At 74.1% G+C, this 15,699-nt stretch carries 13 protein-coding genes; 8 read left to right on the top strand and 5 right to left on the bottom strand.

The genetic code is table 11. The features are described from left to right. Positions 1-39: 39 nt before the first annotated feature. Genes AB0J12_RS19080 through AB0J12_RS19090 form a run of 3 tightly spaced genes read left to right on the top strand, consistent with a single transcriptional unit; the run spans position 40 to position 2,419 of the window. A complete protein-coding gene (locus tag AB0J12_RS19080) occupies positions 40-975 on the top strand; it encodes a M56 family metallopeptidase (protein WP_363265468.1) in 936 nt (311 codons plus the stop codon). 49 nt (positions 976-1,024) lie between these two features. Continuing rightward, positions 1,025-1,696, top strand: a complete 672-nt coding sequence (locus AB0J12_RS19085; RefSeq protein ID WP_363265470.1) for a phosphatase PAP2 family protein — start codon at positions 1,025-1,027, stop codon at positions 1,694-1,696. Between the two features lie 33 nt (positions 1,697-1,729). Further along, complete coding sequence (locus tag AB0J12_RS19090; RefSeq protein ID WP_363265471.1) at positions 1,730-2,419, top strand: HAD-IA family hydrolase; 690 nt, start codon at positions 1,730-1,732, stop codon at positions 2,417-2,419. Positions 2,420-2,443: 24 nt separating this feature from the next. Here the strand turns inward: AB0J12_RS19090 and AB0J12_RS19095 are convergent, their stop codons facing one another. Then, on the bottom strand, positions 2,444-2,692 hold the full coding sequence (locus AB0J12_RS19095; protein ID WP_363265473.1) for a DUF2630 family protein: 249 nt from the start codon (positions 2,690-2,692) through the stop codon (positions 2,444-2,446). 248 nt (positions 2,693-2,940) lie between these two features. On the opposite strand from AB0J12_RS19095, the gene AB0J12_RS19100 reads away from it, so the two are divergent. Next, the gene (locus AB0J12_RS19100) at positions 2,941-3,615 is read left to right on the top strand and encodes a helix-turn-helix domain-containing protein (protein WP_363265474.1); all 675 of its coding nucleotides are present in this window, start codon (positions 2,941-2,943) and stop codon (positions 3,613-3,615) included. Here the strand turns inward: AB0J12_RS19100 and AB0J12_RS19105 are convergent. Further along, positions 3,603-5,102: a hypothetical protein gene (locus AB0J12_RS19105; RefSeq protein ID WP_363265475.1), complete on the bottom strand. Its 1,500-nt coding sequence runs from the start codon at positions 5,100-5,102 to the stop codon at positions 3,603-3,605. The genes AB0J12_RS19100 and AB0J12_RS19105 overlap by 13 nt on opposite strands. 120 nt (positions 5,103-5,222) lie before the next feature. On the opposite strand from AB0J12_RS19105, the gene AB0J12_RS19110 reads away from it, so the two are divergent. Together AB0J12_RS19110 and AB0J12_RS19115 are read left to right on the top strand one after the other, a co-directional pair. Beyond that, a complete protein-coding gene (locus AB0J12_RS19110; RefSeq protein WP_363265477.1) occupies positions 5,223-5,876 on the top strand; it encodes a DUF305 domain-containing protein in 654 nt (217 codons plus the stop codon). Between the two features lie 217 nt (positions 5,877-6,093). Continuing rightward, complete coding sequence (locus AB0J12_RS19115; RefSeq protein ID WP_363265478.1) at positions 6,094-6,534, top strand: VOC family protein; 441 nt, start codon at positions 6,094-6,096, stop codon at positions 6,532-6,534. Between the two features lie 194 nt (positions 6,535-6,728). Here the strand turns inward: AB0J12_RS19115 and AB0J12_RS19120 are convergent, their stop codons facing one another. After that, positions 6,729-7,223 (bottom strand): DUF6214 family protein, encoded by a 495-nt coding sequence (locus AB0J12_RS19120; protein ID WP_363265479.1) that lies wholly within the window; start codon positions 7,221-7,223, stop codon positions 6,729-6,731. Positions 7,224-7,428: 205 nt separating this feature from the next. Between AB0J12_RS19120 and AB0J12_RS19125 the strand changes: the two genes are divergently transcribed. Then, a complete protein-coding gene (locus tag AB0J12_RS19125; protein ID WP_363265481.1) occupies positions 7,429-8,775 on the top strand; it encodes an FAD-dependent oxidoreductase in 1,347 nt (448 codons plus the stop codon). A gap of 65 nt (positions 8,776-8,840) precedes the next feature. On the opposite strand, the gene AB0J12_RS19130 is transcribed toward AB0J12_RS19125, so the two are convergent. Continuing rightward, positions 8,841-9,200: a helix-turn-helix transcriptional regulator gene (locus AB0J12_RS19130; protein WP_363265482.1), complete on the bottom strand. Its 360-nt coding sequence runs from the start codon at positions 9,198-9,200 to the stop codon at positions 8,841-8,843. A gap of 121 nt (positions 9,201-9,321) precedes the next feature. On the opposite strand from AB0J12_RS19130, the gene AB0J12_RS19135 reads away from it, so the two are divergent. Further along, entirely contained in the window at positions 9,322-10,401 is a 1,080-nt protein-coding gene (locus AB0J12_RS19135; protein ID WP_363265483.1) for an NADH:flavin oxidoreductase/NADH oxidase, read from the top strand. A 488-nt stretch (positions 10,402-10,889) separates the two neighbouring features. On the opposite strand, the gene AB0J12_RS19140 is transcribed toward AB0J12_RS19135, so the two are convergent. Further along, entirely contained in the window at positions 10,890-15,191 is a 4,302-nt protein-coding gene (locus AB0J12_RS19140) for a cation-translocating P-type ATPase (RefSeq protein WP_363265484.1), read from the bottom strand. Between the last annotated feature and the right edge of the window lie 508 nt (positions 15,192-15,699).

Here is a 15,699-nt window from a genome sequence, read left to right on the forward strand (position 1 = left end):
CGTACCGCCGAGTAGCCTCCGCCTCATAGGCTGCTGCCCATGGTGGTGCCCGCGACTCTGCTGCTGCTCGGCGCCCTGACCGCGATCGTCGCACCGCGGTTGCTCGCCCGGGCCGACTGGCCGGACCGTGAACCGGTGGTCGCCCTGTGGGTGTGGCAGTGCGTGGTGGCGGCCGTACTGCTGTGCTGCGCGCTGTCGATGACGCTCAGCGCCGCGGCGGCCTGGCAGGCGGTGCGCGGCCATGTGTTCGCGTCGGCGCCGCGGGCCGTGGTGGAGGCGTACGCCCTGGGTGTGGGCGCTCCTTGGGCGGCGACCACCGCCGTGGCGCTGGCGCTGGGCGGGGTGTGGACGGCGGCGATGCTGGTCCGCGAGGTGACCCGGGCGCGGGCGCGGCGCCGGCTGCGCCGGATGGAAGTCCTCGTCCGCGCCCCGCGACTGCCCGGTGAGGGCGCGGGACTCGGGCAGCTGCACATCCTGGAAGGAGAGCGGCCGGACGCCTGGTGGCTGCCCGGCACGCCGCCCAGGCTGGTGGTCACCACGGCCGCGCTGCGCCAGCTCGGGGGACGCCGGCTGGACGCCGTTGTCGCGCACGAGCAGGGGCACGCGCGCGCCCGGCACGACTGGCTGCTGCACTGCTCCTCGGCGCTGGCCGGCGGTTTTCCGCAGGTGCCGGTGTTCGCCGCGTTCCGCGACGAGGTGCACCGGCTGGTCGAACTGGCCGCCGACGACACGGCCTCGCGCCGTTTCGGCCGGCTCACCACCGCGCTCGCGCTCGTCGAACTCAACGAGGGCCGCGGCGTGTTCGGGCCCTGTCCCGGCGGACACGGGCAGGTTCCGCAGCGGGTGGACCGGCTGCTCACCGCGCCGGCCCGGCTCACCGCGGCCCGCCGGCTGGGGCTGACGGCCGCGGCCGCGCTGGTGCCGGTGATCCCGGTGCTGGTGGCGTTCGGCCCGGGGCTGCGGGCGCTGGGCTGACGCGGGCCGGGGTTGGCCTCGGGGACCGCGCGTCGGCGAGGATCGCACCATGCACGCTCCGTCCGCCGCCGCCCCGCCCCGCTCCCGCGCTCCCCGCTCGGCACTGCGCTGCGCCCTCCTGCTCGCGCTGTGCTCCGGAGTGCTGACGGCGCTGGTCGCGATCAGATGGCGCCCGCTCACCGACACCGACGGCGACATCGCGCGGACCACCCACCGCTGGGCGGTCGGCGACCCCGGTGTCACGCACGCCTTCCGCGTCCTGTCCGACTGGGTGTGGGACCCCACGACGATGCGCGTGCTGTGCGTGACTGTCGCCGTGTGGCTGCTGTGGCGGCGCGCCGCGTGGTGGACGGCGGTGTGGCTGGTGACGGTGACGGCGCTGGCCACGGTGGTGCAGCAGGCGCTCAAGGCCGCGGTCGACCGGCCCAGGCCCGTGTGGCTCGACCCGGTCGACTCCGCGCACTACGCGGCCTTTCCGTCCGGCCACGCCCTGACCGCCACGGTGGTGTGCGGCCTGCTGGTGTGGCTGGTGCGCGTGTACGGCGCCGGGCCGGCCCTGCGGCGTACGGCTCTCGGTGTCGCCGTGGTCTCCGTCGCCGGGGTGGGCGTGACCCGGGTGTGGCTCGGCGTGCACTGGCCGTCGGACGTGCTCGGCGGCTGGCTGCTGGGCGCGATGCTGGTCGCGGGCGCGGTGGCGGCGCATCAGCGGTGGCGGCCGTGAACCGGCCGGAGGGCGGTCACTAGGATCGCCCGCATGACCGCCGTTCTCTTCGACTTCTCCGGCACGCTCTTTCGGATCGAGTCCGTCGACGCGTGGCTGCGCGCCGTTCTCACGGAAGCGGGGATCACGCTCCCCGAGGGTGAACTGGACCAGACCGTGCGGGCGTTGGAGGCGGCGGGTGCGCTGCCCGGCGGCCCGGAGCCGCAGCGGATCCCCGGCCATCTCGCCGAGTTGTGGGAGACCCGCGACGAGAGCAGCGCCGGCCACCGGGCCGCGTACACCGGTCTGGCGCGCCAGGTGCCGCTGCCCGATCCGGGGCTGTACGACGCCCTGTACGAGCGGCATCGCACCCCGGCCGCCTGGACGCCGTACCCGGACGCGGCCGAGGTGCTGGGCGCCCTGCGGGAGCGGGGGGTGCGGATCGGCGTGGTGAGCAACATCGGCTGGGATCTGCGTCCCGTCTTCCGCGCCCACGACCTGGACCGGTTCGTCGACGCCTATGTGCTGTCGTACGAGCACGGCATCCGCAAGCCGGACCCGCGGCTGTTCGCCCGGGCCTGTGCCGCGCTGGACGTCGAACCGGCCGAGGCGCTCATGGTCGGCGACAGCCGGCACGCGGACGGTGGCGCGGCGGCCCTGGGCTGCCGGGTGCACTTCGTGGACCACCTGCCGGCAGGCGAGCGCCCCGACGCGCTGCGGCCCGTCATGGCCCTGGTGGGCTGAGCACCGGGCCCGCGGGCCGGAGGGTCACTCCAGATAGCCCTCGACCTGCGAGGGCGGACGGGCTTCGACCTCGTCCGGGTTCTCCCCGAACTCCGCCTTCGCGCGCCGCTGGCGCAGCAGGTCCCAGCACCGGTCCAGTTCCTGCTCCACTTCGCTCAGGCGCTGCCGCTCGGTGACGCCGTCGATCCGCCCGGACGCCAGGTCCGCACGCAACCGGTGCTCGTGCTCCACCATTTCCGTGATCCTGGCCAGGATCTTCTGGTCCTGTTCCATCCGCCCACGCCTCCTCGGCCGGCTCTCTCCGCCTCACTCTAGGGAGCCCTGGGCGCGCCTGCGACCGAGACCGCTCAGACACCACCGGCCGATTGCCTCAGGCGACCATCCGGGCGGAAACGGTCCGCTCTGGACGATCCCCCGCGTCGTCCAGAGCGGACGGCAACGCCGACCGGGCCCCGGACAGGGGCTGGCCGACATGCGTTGAGTATAGTTGGCTGGCAGCCAGTCAACGCAGGAGTTACAGCATGTCCCCGCGCAGCGCCTCGGTCAATGAGGAATTGCGGCGGCGCTCCCGGGAGCGACTGCTGCAGGCGGCACTCGAGTTGGTCAGGGAGCGCGGCTACGAGGCGACGACGCTCGGCGCCATCGCCGACCGCGCGGGCTCGGCCCGCGGACTGGTGTCGTACTACTTCCCCGGCAAGCGCCAGCTGGTGCAGTCCGCCGTGCACCGGCTGATGCACCGCACGCTGGAGGAGGCCCTGGAGCGCGAGCCGCGCACCGACGACGGCCGTGAGCGGATGGCGCGGGCGATCGACGCGATCCTGGGGCTGGCCCGGGACGAACCGGTGCTGATGCGCCAGCACATGGCGAGCCTGCTGCAGGCGGAGGGCTTCGTGCAGTGCCCGGAGCAGCAGCGGCTCGCGGAGCTGCTGCGTTCCGTCGTCGCCGGGTACGGTTCGCCCGATATCGAGCGCGACTACCCGATGATGCGCTCGGTGCTCATGGGCGCCGTGTACGCGATGGTGCTCCCGAACGTGCCGATGTCGATCACGGCGATGCGTGCCGAGCTGTTCGGCCGTTACGGGCTGGCCCGGGGCGCGGGGAACCCGCCGGACGCCGAGGCGCCCGGCGGGGGGTGCGAGCAGGACCTGTCCCGCTTCTTCGCGACCGGCGCGCGGCCGGAAGGTCAGTCGAAGTAGTCGGGCTGGGTCTGGACGTTGAGTTCCCTCAGGTGGACCCGGCGCGCCGGGTCGGTGCGGCGGTCGCTGAGCTTGAGGACGTCGAAGCCCTTGGCGATGTCGTTGGAGTAGATGTAGCCGTTGTAGTAATACGCCGACCACGCCCCGCCGACGGTGAGCGTGTCGGTGGTCAGGGGGCCGCGCTCGAAGTAGGCGATCTCCTTCGGGTGCGCGGAGTCGGTGAACTCCCAGACGGAGACGCCGCCCTGGTACCAGGCCTGGACCATGATGTCGCGCCCCTTGACCGGGATCAGCGAGCCGTTGTGGGCCACGCAGTTCTCGGTGTCGGCCTGGTGGCGCGGGATCTTGTAGTAGCCGCGGAAGACGAGCCTGCGCTTCTCGCCCTTGCCGGTGATGTCGTAGATGCCGTCGGCGCCCCGGTTGGGGCCGGTCGCCGCGTTGCAGGTGGCCGCTCCGCCGCCGCCGAGCTCGTCGGTGAAGACGACCTTGTCCGCCTTCTGGTTGAAGGTCGCCGAGTGCCAGAAGGCGAAGTTGACGTTGTCCTGGACCTGGTCGATGACCTTGGGGTGCTCGGGGTCCTTGATGGAGAACAGGATGCCGTCACCCATGCAGGCGCCGGCCGCCAGGTCCTCGGAGGGCAGGACGGTGAGGTCGTGGCAGCCGGTGGTCTTGGACACGCCGGGGTTGGTGGGGGCGCCGGGGTTGCCGCCGCCGTCCGGGCCGTCGCCGGGGAAGAGCACCGGGAAGTTCACCACGGCCGCCTGCTCGGGGGCGTCGCGCGGCACCTTGATGACCGAGATGCCGTCGTGCGGCGGCTGGCAGTCCGGGTAACTCGCGCTCGGCGAGTAGGAGGAGACGTAGACGTAGACGTTGTCACGCTTCGGCACCAGCGTGTGGGTGTGCGAGCCGCAGGCGGTCTCGACGGCGGCGACGTACCGGGGGTTGCTCTTGTCGCTGATGTCGAAGACCTTCATGCCCTCCCAGGAGGACTTCTCGGTCGCCGGCTGTGTGGTGCTGTGGCAACTGCTGTCGCTGCGCGAGGAGTCGGTGGACAGGAAGAGCAGGTCGCCGGAGACGGAGACGTCGTTCTGCGAGCCGGGGCAGAGCACCTGGGCGACCGTCTTCGGCGACGCGGGGTTGCTGATGTCGAAGATGCGGAAGCCGTCGTAGTTGCCGGCGAAGGCGTAGCGGCCCTGGAAGGCGAGGTCCGAATTGGTGCCGGGCAGCGCGTCCTTGGGGATGTTGGTGAGGTGCTGGACGTTGGCGGAGTGGACGATCTGGTCCTGGCCGGGTATCTCGCCGGCCGCGATCGCCTCGGCCGCCTGCTCCTGGGCGCTGCGGGAGACCTCCTTCGGCGCGGCCGGGTGGTCGCCCGGGTCGGGGGTGGCGCCGGCGGGTGCGGCGGTGAGCAGCGCGGCCAGCAGTCCGGCCGCTGCGGCGGCAACGCCCAGGTGTCTGCGTCGTGTTCGGGGATCGTGCAGGGTCACTGTGTCCTCCCTCTGCACCGTTCCGGTCGGAACGGTTCACGCTTCCCCGCAGTATCGTCTTCATCATGCCCAGATCAACAGATGGCAATGGGATCGTCATGATGACCCCGGGAGGTCGCCTTGCTCCTGCGTCGTGGATCGCGTCCGGCCCTCGCCACGGTCTCGCTGACCGCCTTCGCCCTGCTCACCCTCGGAGGCTGTGACTCCGGCACGGACGCCAAGTCCCCGGCATCGGGCGGGCCTTCGGTACTGGTGCCGGGCAGGCCGGGCGAGGCCAACCGCACGCTCTCGGCCGAGGAGGCGGCACAGCAGCGGGCGGACGACGACACGCCCAACGCGGCGGACGTGTCGTACGCGCGCATGATGATCGCCCATCACGAGCAGGCGCTGCGGATGTCCGAACTCGCCGCGGAGCACGCCCGGTCGGAGGACGTCAAGCGCCTCGCGGCCCGGATCGCGGCCGCTCAGGGCCCGGAGATCGCGACCATGCGGGCCTGGCTGAAGGAGTACGGCAAGGACGAGGCCCGCGGCGGGCATGCGCACGGCGGCATGCCCGGCATGGCGACCGAGGCGCAGCTGAAGCAGCTGGGAGCGGCACGCGGCGCGGCGTTCGACGCGCTCTTCCTGACCCTGATGATCACCCATCACCAGGGCGCGATCACCATGGCGACGGACGTCAAGGCGCAGGGCAACAACGTCCGCATCGAGGAGATGGCCGACGACGTGGTGGCGCAGCAGACGAGCGAGATCACGCGGATGCGACAGATGCGGTGACGGCCCAGTTCTGTCTTCTCGGTCGGCGCCGGGTCCGGACGAGGATGCTGGCGAGGTGGAGTGCGGCCTGACAGGGACAGGTGATCGCGGGCCGTAGGTCGTCGGCAAGGTGAAGCAACCGAAACTTCGACCCTCCCGGGTGTCGAGAATGCGGCACCGGCTCCGTCCCAGGGGTGTCGGTAGCCAGAACGCACTGCGCGACGCAGGAGGAGCACCCGTGGCGATTCAGCGGATGGACAACGTAGGCATCGTCGTCGACGACCTGGAGGGTGCCATCGCCTTCTTCACCGAGCTCGGCATGGAACTGGAAGGCGAAGCGCAGATCGAGGGAGTCTGTGCGGACCAGATGGTCGGCCTCGACGGGGTCCGCAGCGCCATCGCGATGATGCGCACCCCGGACGGCCACGGCAAGCTGGAGCTGACGAAGTTCCACTCCCCCGCGGCGATCACCGCCGAACCGCTCGACCCGCCGGCCAACACTCTGGGCCTGCACCGTGTCATGTTCGCCGTCGACGACATCGACGACACGATCACCCGCCTGCGCCGCCATGGCGCCGAACTCCTCGGCGAGGTGGCGCGGTACGAGAACGCCTACCGACTCTGCAACCTGCGCGGCCCCTCGCGAATCATCGTCGCTCTGGCCGAGCGGATCGGCTAGGTTCTGCCTCCTTGGTCGGCGTCGGGTCCGGATGGATGCCCGGCGCCCCAGGTGGCTGTGCTTCGAAAGCTAGGTGCGTCATCTGCCTGGCCTGCGGTGACAGTGAAGGCGAGGGGCAGTGCGCGGCCCGTCTGCGGCCAGGTGGACAACGCCGTCCGTGAACCGGATCGGCCGGGCCGTCAACGAGACACGCGCTAGTCCGCCTTGCGGCGGGCGTGGCGGGGGGTCAGGAAACCGGCGTCGCGGGCCTGGGCGATCAGGCGCAGGGACTTGCGCCGGCTGTGGCCGGTCGCGCACATCACCGCGAGGACCGGGTCGGTGCCCTCCTCCTGGGCCGCGCGGTACTCCTGGGCGACCTGCCATCGCCCCTCGGTGCCGCGCGGCCAGGTGGGGCGGGCCCGGCGCCCGCCGGAGCGCTCGTCCTCGCCGGCCTCCCCGCCCTCGTCGTCGATGTCGTCGGCGTCCACCCCGCACGCATCGAACAGCGGGCCCTCGATCCAGTCCGCGAGCACCGACAGGTCGTCCAGGGACAGCGCGGGTTCGGCCCGGACGTCCTCGATGGACACGCACCCCCCGAACATCACGGCGAGCGCCTGCACGCCGGCGCCGTCGGGGAACGCGAGGCGGACGTGGAACCACCTCGTCGCGCCGGCGTCCTCCTGCACTTCCCACGCGGGCGACACGGTCACCGCGCCGTCCGCCTCCGATCGATCGGAAAGATTAAGAAAGGATGCTTCAAGCACACACGCAACGTAACCTCATGATCACATTCCATACGAACGGACACGCGTCCGTCCGCCCGGACAGCACCCTGTCAGCGCAGCCCGCACGGTGCGATGCTGGGGCCGGGAAGCCCTCCCCTTCCCAGGGGACCCCTGACAGAGGAGTTCCGCCGTGCTCCGTGTCGCCGTAGTCGGTTCGGGCCCGAGCGGGGTCTACACCGCGCAGAGTCTTCTCGAGCGAAGCCCCGAGGTGCGCGTCGACGTCCTGGACCGCCTGCCGTGCCCGTTCGGCCTGGTCCGCTACGGCGTCGCACCCGACCACGAGAAGATCAAGTCGCTGCAGAACACCCTCCGCACGGTCCTGGAGGAGCCCCGGGTCCGCTTCCTGGGCGGGGTCCGGATCGGCGGACCGGGCGGCGTGCCGGTCGCACGGCTGCGGGAGCTGTACCACGCGGTGGTGTACTGCGTGGGCGCCGCCGCCGACCGGCGCCTGGGCATCCCCGGCGAGGACCTGCCGGGGAGTTGGTCGGCGACGCAGTTCGTCGCCTGGTACAGCGCTCACCCGGACGCCGCCGACGACGGGTACCTGAGCGGCGCCCGGTCGGCCGTCGTCATCGGCGCGGGGAACGTGGCCGTGGACGTGACCCGGATGCTCGCGCGCGGCCCGGCGGAGCTGAGCCCGACCGACGTACCGCAGGCGGCGCTGACCGCGCTGGCCGCGAGCCGGGTCACCCGTATCCAGATGGCGGCCCGGCGCGGCCCGTCACAGGCCCGGTTCACCACCAAGGAGTTGCGCGAGCTGGGCGCGCTCCCGGACACCGACGTGCGCGTGGACCCGGCGGAGCTCGCCCTTGACCCGGGGTGCGCCGATCCCTCGATGCTGCCGGCGGCGCACCGTCGCAACGTGGAGGTGCTGGGTGCGTGGGCGGGGCGTGCGGGCACGGGCGCCCGGCGCCGGATCGGGCTGCGGTTCTTCCTGCGGCCGGTCGAGCTGATCGCCGACGGGGGCCGGGTGGGCGCGGTGCGTTTCGAGCGGACGGCGCCGGACGGGCACGGCGGGGTGCGGGGCACCGGTCGGTTCGAGGAGGTGGAGGCCCAGCTGGTGCTGCGGTCGGTGGGCTACCGCGGGGTGCCGCTGGAGGGGCTTCCGTTCGACGCGGAGCGCGGCACGGTGCCGAACCTGGCCGGGCGCGTCCAGTGCGAGGGGGCCGTCGTACCGGGCGCGTACGTGGCGGGCTGGATCAAGCGGGGCCCGACGGGTGTCATCGGCACCAACCGTCCGTGCGCCCGGGAGACGGCGGCCTCGCTGCTGGAGGACGCCCCCGCGCTCGGCCGTACCGAGTTGCCCGGCGATCCGCTGGAGGCGCTGCGGGCGGCGGGGGCCGAGCCGGTCGAGTGGCCGGGCTGGCTGGCGATCGAGCGGGCGGAGGCGCGGCTCGGGGCGTCGCTCGGGCGCTCGGTGGTCAAGCTGCCCGACTGGCGGTCCCTCATGGCCGCGGCGCGCGCCGCGACCCCGTGAGCCGAGTCGCCACGGAGGGCGGGCGGGTTCAGCCGGGCCGGGCGGGCTGAGCCGGGCGGGCCGGTTCAGCCGAGCCGGGCGGCCTGGTGGGTGGCGGCGTCCAGGAGGGCGTCGAGCAGACCGGGGAAGAGGTCCTCCAGGTCCTCGCGGCGCAGTCCGTTCATCTTGGCGGTGCCCTGGTAGGTCTGCTGGATCACCCCGGCCTCGCGCAGCACCCGGAAGTGGTGCGTGGTGGTCGACTTGGTGACCGGCAGGTCGAAGTGCGAACAGGACAACGCGTCGGTTGCCACAGCCAGTTCGCGCACGATGCGCAGCCGCATGGGGTCGGACAGGGCGTGCAGCACGGTCTCCAGCCGGATCTCCTCCCGCGCCGGGTGCGGGAGCTCGCGGCTGCTGACGGCGGGGGTGGCGGGGGCGGGGGTCACGGCGGGCTCCAGTTCGTCGGATGCCTCTCATTGTACGAAGGCTCTCGTAGTTTGACATCCACCGTACTACGATGCCTATCGTACGAGTCGACCACCGGTCCCGTGACGAATGGAGTCCGCCGTGAGTGCGCTGTTCGAGCCCTACACCCTGCGCGAAGTGACCATCCCCAACCGTGTGTGGATGCCGCCGATGTGCCAGTACTCGGCCGCGCCCGAGGGGCCCGAGGCCGGGGTGCCGCACGACTGGCACTTCGCGCACTACGCGGCCCGCGCGGCCGGCGGCACGGGCCTGATCATCGTCGAGGCCACCGCCGTATCGCCCGAAGGCCGGATCTCGCCGTACGACCTCGGCCTGTGGAACGACACGCAGGTCGAGGCCTTCCGCCGCATCACCCGCTTCCTCGTCGGCCAGGGCACGGTGCCGGCGATCCAGCTCGGGCACGGCGGGCGCAAGGCCTCCACCGACCAGCCGTGGATGGGTGGAGCGCCCGTCGGGCCGGACGCGCACGGCTGGCAGCCGGTGGCGCCGAGCGCCGTCGCCTTCGACGAACGGCACCCGGTACCCACTGAGTTGACGATCGATCAGATCCGGGAGACCGTCGGCCAGTTCGCGGACGCCGCTCGGCGTGCCCTGGCCGCGGGCTTCGAGATCGTCGAGATCCACGGCGCTCACGGATATCTGATCAGCGAGTTCCTCTCCCCGCACTCCAACCGCCGTACCGACGCCTACGGCGGCTCGTTCGAGAACCGCACCCGTTTCCCGCTCGAGGTCGTCGACGCCGTACGGGCGGTGTGGCCGAAGGACAAGCCGCTGTTCTTCCGTATCTCCGCGACCGACTGGCTGGAGGAGGGTGGCTGGACCGGCGACGACACCGTGCGCTTCGCGCGCGAGCTGCAGGGGCACGGCGTCGACCTCCTCGACGTCTCCACCGGCGGCAACGCCTCAGGAGTGCGCATCCCGACCGAGCCCGGTTACCAGGTGCCGTTCGCCGCGCGGGTCAAGGCGGAGACGCCGCTGCCGGTGGCCGCCGTCGGCCTGATCACCGAGCCGGAGCAGGCGGCGAAGATCCTCGCCAACGGTGAGGCGGACGCCGTCCTCCTCGGCCGCGAACTGCTCCGCAACCCGTCCTGGGCCCGGCACGCGGCACGCCGACTCGGCGGCGAGGTCCACGTGCCGGACCAGTACCACCGGTCGGTGTGACGGGGGGATTGTGACGGGGGGGTGGGGGACCTGGCCGGTCGTAGCACCGGGTGGGGTGACCCGGGGCGGCGAGGCGGCCGGTACCACCGGTTGGTGTGACGGGGGGCGGGCGACCTGGCCGGTTCGTAGCACCGGGTGGGGTGACCGCGGGCGGTGAGGCGGCCGGTACCCCCGGTTGGCGTGACGGGGGGCGGGGGACCTCTCCGGTCGCCACGCCGGGCGGTGTGAGCGCGGACTGTGGGGCGGCCGACGGTGGCGTAGCCGGCGGGGGGGGCGGCCGGTTCCACCGGTCCGGCGGACCCATCCGCACGGCCGGCGCGACCGTCCGGTCGACCGGACGGTCGCGCTCCGGTGCGGCGGCCCCCGCCGGTCACGTCCCCGCGGCCGACCGGCGCGCGTGCCCCGTGGCGGTCAGCGGGTGGCCGACGTCGCACCGAGCGCCCCGGACCGCCCCGCCCCTCACCGCGTCGCGCCGATGACGCCGGCCCTCACCGCGTCAGCCTCATCACCGTCTCCTCCAGGCGCGGCAGTGCTCGCTGGCCGGCGAGGGCGAGGGCGATCGCCGCGGCCACGCCGGCCCAGGCGAGCGGGCCGAGCGGGGTGCAGCCGAAGACCTGGCTGGCGCCCGGTGTCTGGACCAGGAGGACCAGCGCCGCCGCCGAGCCGAGCACGGTGACGCGCACCAGCGGGCTGCCCCGGCGGTCGGCCAGCGTCTGCGCCAGCTGCGTACCGACCACCGCGCACAGCGCCATCGTCGTGGACCGGCGCGTCGTACCCGGGGTGAACCGGCCGAACAGCCAGGCCACCACCGCACCCAGACACGTCGTCAGGGCCCGGTGCCGGATCTGCTCGATCAGCGGCTCGCCCAGCATCGACGAGCCCAGCGGCCCGCTCGCCTCCTCCGTCGGGTCCTTCTCCGGGGTGACCGCGACGGCCATCGCCGGGAACAGGTCCGTGAACAGGTTCACCAGCAGCATCTGCCGCGTCGACAGCGGTGCCCGGCCTCCGAGCAGGGTGCCGACGATGCCGAAGCCCACCTCGCCGGCGTTGCCGCCGATCAGGATGGCGATGGCGTCGGCGACGCTGTGCCACAGGGCGCGGCCCTCGCCGACCGCCTCGACCAGCACCCCGAGGTCGTCGTCGGTCAGCACGAGGTCGGCGGCGTTGCGGGCGGCCGCCGAGCCGCGCGCGTTGATGCCGACCCCGATGTCGGCGGCGCGGATCGCGGCGGCGTCGTTGGCGCCGTCGCCGACCATACCGACCACCCGGCCCGCGTCCCGCAACGCCTCCACGACCTGGAGTTTCTGCTCCGGCGCGACCCGGGCCACGACACCGCAGTCACCCAGCATGCGGGCGCGTTCGGCCCGGTCGGCGGCGGCCAGTTCGTCGCCGGTGACCACGCCGGTGTCCTCCGGCCAGCCCAGTTCGACGGCGATCGCCCGTGCGGTCTGCGGGTGGTCGCCGGTCAGCATGACGGGTCGTACGCCCGCCTCGCGCAGCCCGTGCACCAGCGCGTTGGACGTGTCGCGGGCCACGTCGGCGAGTGCGACCAGGCCGGTGAACTCCAGCTCCCGCAGCGACTCTTCGAGGGCGTCGGCGGCCGACTCGGCGTCATCCAGGCGGCGTTCGGCGACCGCCAGCACGCGCAGTCCGTCGGCGGCCAGCGCGTGGGCGGTGTCGGACGCTGCCTCGGCCCGGTCGCCGCAGGCGGGCAGGACGTTCTCCGGGGCGCCCTTGACCACCAGGACACGTCCGCCGTCCCCGGCGTGCCCCACCGCGGCGGCGTACCCGCGGGCGGCCTCGAACGGGAGCGCCTCCTCCTGCGTCCACTCGGGATCATCCGCGGCGGCCTCCAGTACGGCCTCGTCGGTGGCGTGCACCGGCCGGTCGGACCCGCCGTTCAGCTGCGGGCAGGCACGCGCCGCCTGGATCAGGGTGCGGCTGCCCGGGGCCTCGTCGCGCTTGCGGACGGTGCCGTCGGCGTCCGTGACCCGCACGAGGCGCAGCCGGTTCTCGGTGAGAGTGCCCGTCTTGTCGAAGCAGATCGTGTCCATCCGGCCGAGGGCCTCCAGCGTGCGCGGCGCCCGCACCAGCACTCCGCGCCGGCTGAGCCGGCGGGCCGCCGCGAGCTGCGCCACCGTCGCCACCAGCGGCAGCCCCTCGGGTACGGCGGCCACGGCGACGGCGACTCCCCCGCTGACCGCCTCGCGGATCGGCGTGCCGCGCAGCAGCGACAGGCCGGTCACGGCGGCACCGCCGGCCAGGGTCAGCGGCAGGGCCTTGCGGGTGAGTTCCTGCAGCCGGGCCTGGACGCCCGCGGAGGGCGGCTTCTTGGCGGCCAGGTGGACCGCGCGGGACGCCTCGGTGCGCTCACCGGTCTCGACGACGACCGCGCGGGCGTGTCCCGCCACCACGGTCGTCCCCTCGAAGACCATGCAGCGCCGCTCGGCGACCGCGGCGGCCGGGCAGGCGTCGGTGACCTTGTCGACCGGCAGCGACTCGCCGGTCAGCGCGGACTCGTCGACCTCCAGTCCGTCTGCCCACAGCAGCCGGGCGTCGGCGGGGACGACATCGTCCGCCTTGAGGTCGATGACGTCGCCGGGGTGCAGCTTGGCCGCGTCGACCGTACGCGGTTCGCGCCACTCCTCCGACGTGAGCCGTGCCTTGCGCTTGTGCTCGGCGAGCAGCCCGGACAGGGCGCGTTCGGCGCGCAACCGCTGGATGCCGCCGACGAGGGCGTTCAGATCGAGCGCGCCGACCACCAGCAGCGCGTCGGCGGCCGAGCCGAGGATCGCCTCGGCGGCCGAGCCGACGGTGAGGACGGGGGTGAGCGGGTCGTGGAGTTCGCCCCGTACCGCCCGGGCCAGCTGCACGGTCCAGCGCACCGGCGCGAGCGCGGGGACCTTCCCGGCGCGCTTGGCGATCTGGTGCACCCGGCCGGACGTCTGGTCCCTGAGGGTGGGCCGGTCCTCCTCGCGCCTGGCCAGCCGCTCCCGTACGGCGTCGGTGTCCAGGGCGTGCCAGGCGACGCGTTCGCGGGGGTGCGGGGAGCGGGCCACGGCCACGCCGAGCGCGGCCCGGGCACCGCTGAGGAGCGCGGCGGCCGCGCTCACGTCCACCGGGGCGTGCCGCAGTCCGGGGATCAGCGGGAAGTGCCGGCCACGCTGGGCCTCGCCCACCGCCACCATCAGGCCCGACAGGGCGGCACCGGACCGGGCCAGCGTCTGCGACCGGCGGCCCACGTCCCGCGCCACGGGCACGGCCCGCAGCAGCCGCCACAGGTCGGGCAGGCCGCCCGGGGCCACCAGGTCCGCGCCCCACACCACCGCGGCGTCGCCGTCGGCCAGCGCCACGGCCACATCGCCGGCGAGCAGCCCGGTCAGCACGTCGTGGTCCTCGGCCGCGGCCGCGCGGGCCACGGTGAGCACCGCGCCGCGTTCCCGCAACCGGTCCACGGCCTCCCCGAGCGGCCGGTCGGCGGGCACCAGGTGGTCGGCGAGTCCGGTGAAGTCCGCGAGCGCGGGGTCGTCGACCATCACCACCCGCAGACCGGCGGCGCGCGCGGCGTCCAGCACGGCCTCGGCCCACGGGTCGGCTCCCGCGCCCCGGGTGCGCAGCGCGCTCGGGTGCAGCAGCACCGACTCGACCGTCTCCAGCTGCCGCAGCCGCTCGCTGTCCCGTACGAGGACGCCGGTGCGGGCGAGGGCCAGGCCCAGGACGGCGTTGAAGGCGGCGGGGCCGTAACGGGCGGCCTTGGGGGAGCCGGCGAGGACCGCCTCGGCCGCCTCGTTCACATCGTGTTTGACGAGCAGGGTCGCCGCGGCGCCCAGCACACTGCCGGTGCCCGCGTGTGCGGCGTAATCCTGGGCCGGGGTGCCGCGCAGCGGGGGGCGCGGCCGGGCGCTCGCGTGCACGCCGGTCCGGTCGGGCGTGCACAGGCGGTCGTGGACCGCGTCGAACGCCGCCGAACGCGCCACCGTCTCCGCCAGCTGGCAGGAGCGCAGCGTGCCGTCCAGCAGCAGCGCGGTCGGCGTCTGCCCGGCGCCGTGCGCGGCCGCGTTGGCGGCGGCCAGCAGCAGGTCCATCCGGGAGCGGCCGAAACGGCCGCGCAGCCAGGCGCGGACGCGGGGGTTCTCGCGCAGCAGGGTCACGGCCGCCGTCACCAGGCGCGGTGAGGGCGGAAGGCGCAGCGCGTACGCGGTCAGCGCGGCGCCGGTTCCGGCCAAATCGGTCAGCAGCGCCATCGTGGCGGTGCGCACGCCGGCCGGGTCGCCCGGGTGCGGGAACTCCTCGATGTCCACGTCGGAGGCGTCCGCCGTGGACAGGCCGTGGCGTTCGGCCAGGGCGGTGGCGTGCTCGACGACCCGGTCGGTCAGGGCGTCCTCGGTCGCGGTCACCACCAGCCGGGCGAGTCCGCCGTCCCAGTACGCGAAGGCGACGTCGGGCCGTTCGGCCAGGATGCGCGCCACGCGTCGGGCCGTCTCCTCCAGGCCGCCCGCCCGCCGTACGTGTTCCTCGGCGGCCGGCCGCAGCGCGAGGTGCGCTCGGCGGCCGGACCGCCAGTGGCTGCCCGTGCCCGGCAGCGCGGTGCGGGTGACGCGGCCGACCCGGACCGCCGTGTCCGCACTGCGCACCCCTGCCCGGGCCGCCCCGGCGACCGCGCCCGCGGCCAGGCCGACGGCGCCGGCGGCCAGGTCTGCGGCGGGCGCGACACCGCGCGCGAGCAGCCGGGGTCCGGCCGGCAGGACGGCTGCGGCCGCCGCGGGGAGCTTCAGCAAGCCCAGCGCCATGGAATCCTCACTCTTCGCCGTGTCGCGGCCGGACGTCCTGGGTGGACGCACCCGTCCTGGTCCTCGTGGGTGACGCCGTGGTGCGCCGCGCCCGGGTGCCGAAGTAGTGCGCGGTCGATGCCCTGGAGGCGCTGAGCGCCGCGTTCTTCGCCACCTGCTTGGCGGCGCTCTTGGCCACCGCGGCCTCGTGCCGCGAGGCGGTGGGACCGGGTCCGGGAGCGCCGGTACGCGGGGGTCCGGACGACTCCGGCGGCGCGTGCCCGGGCGAGGCGGCGGCGCCCTCGGGCGTCGGTGCACCACCCGTCGCATACGTGGCCCCACCGCCCGCCGCGTGCCCCGTACCGCCCGTGACCTGCCCCGGCTGACTGCCCGTGGCGTGCGCGGACATGCCGCCCGTCGCGTGGACCGACGTACCGCCGGCCTCGTCCGCCCCGTCAGCGTCGTCTGCGTCGTCTGTGTCGTCGGCCTTCGGTGCGGCCCGGCCCGCCGCCTCGGGTCGCGGCGCGCC

The sequence above is a fragment of the Streptomyces sp. NPDC049915 genome (assembly GCF_040656475.1).
Taxonomy (GTDB): domain Bacteria; phylum Actinomycetota; class Actinomycetes; order Streptomycetales; family Streptomycetaceae; genus Streptomyces.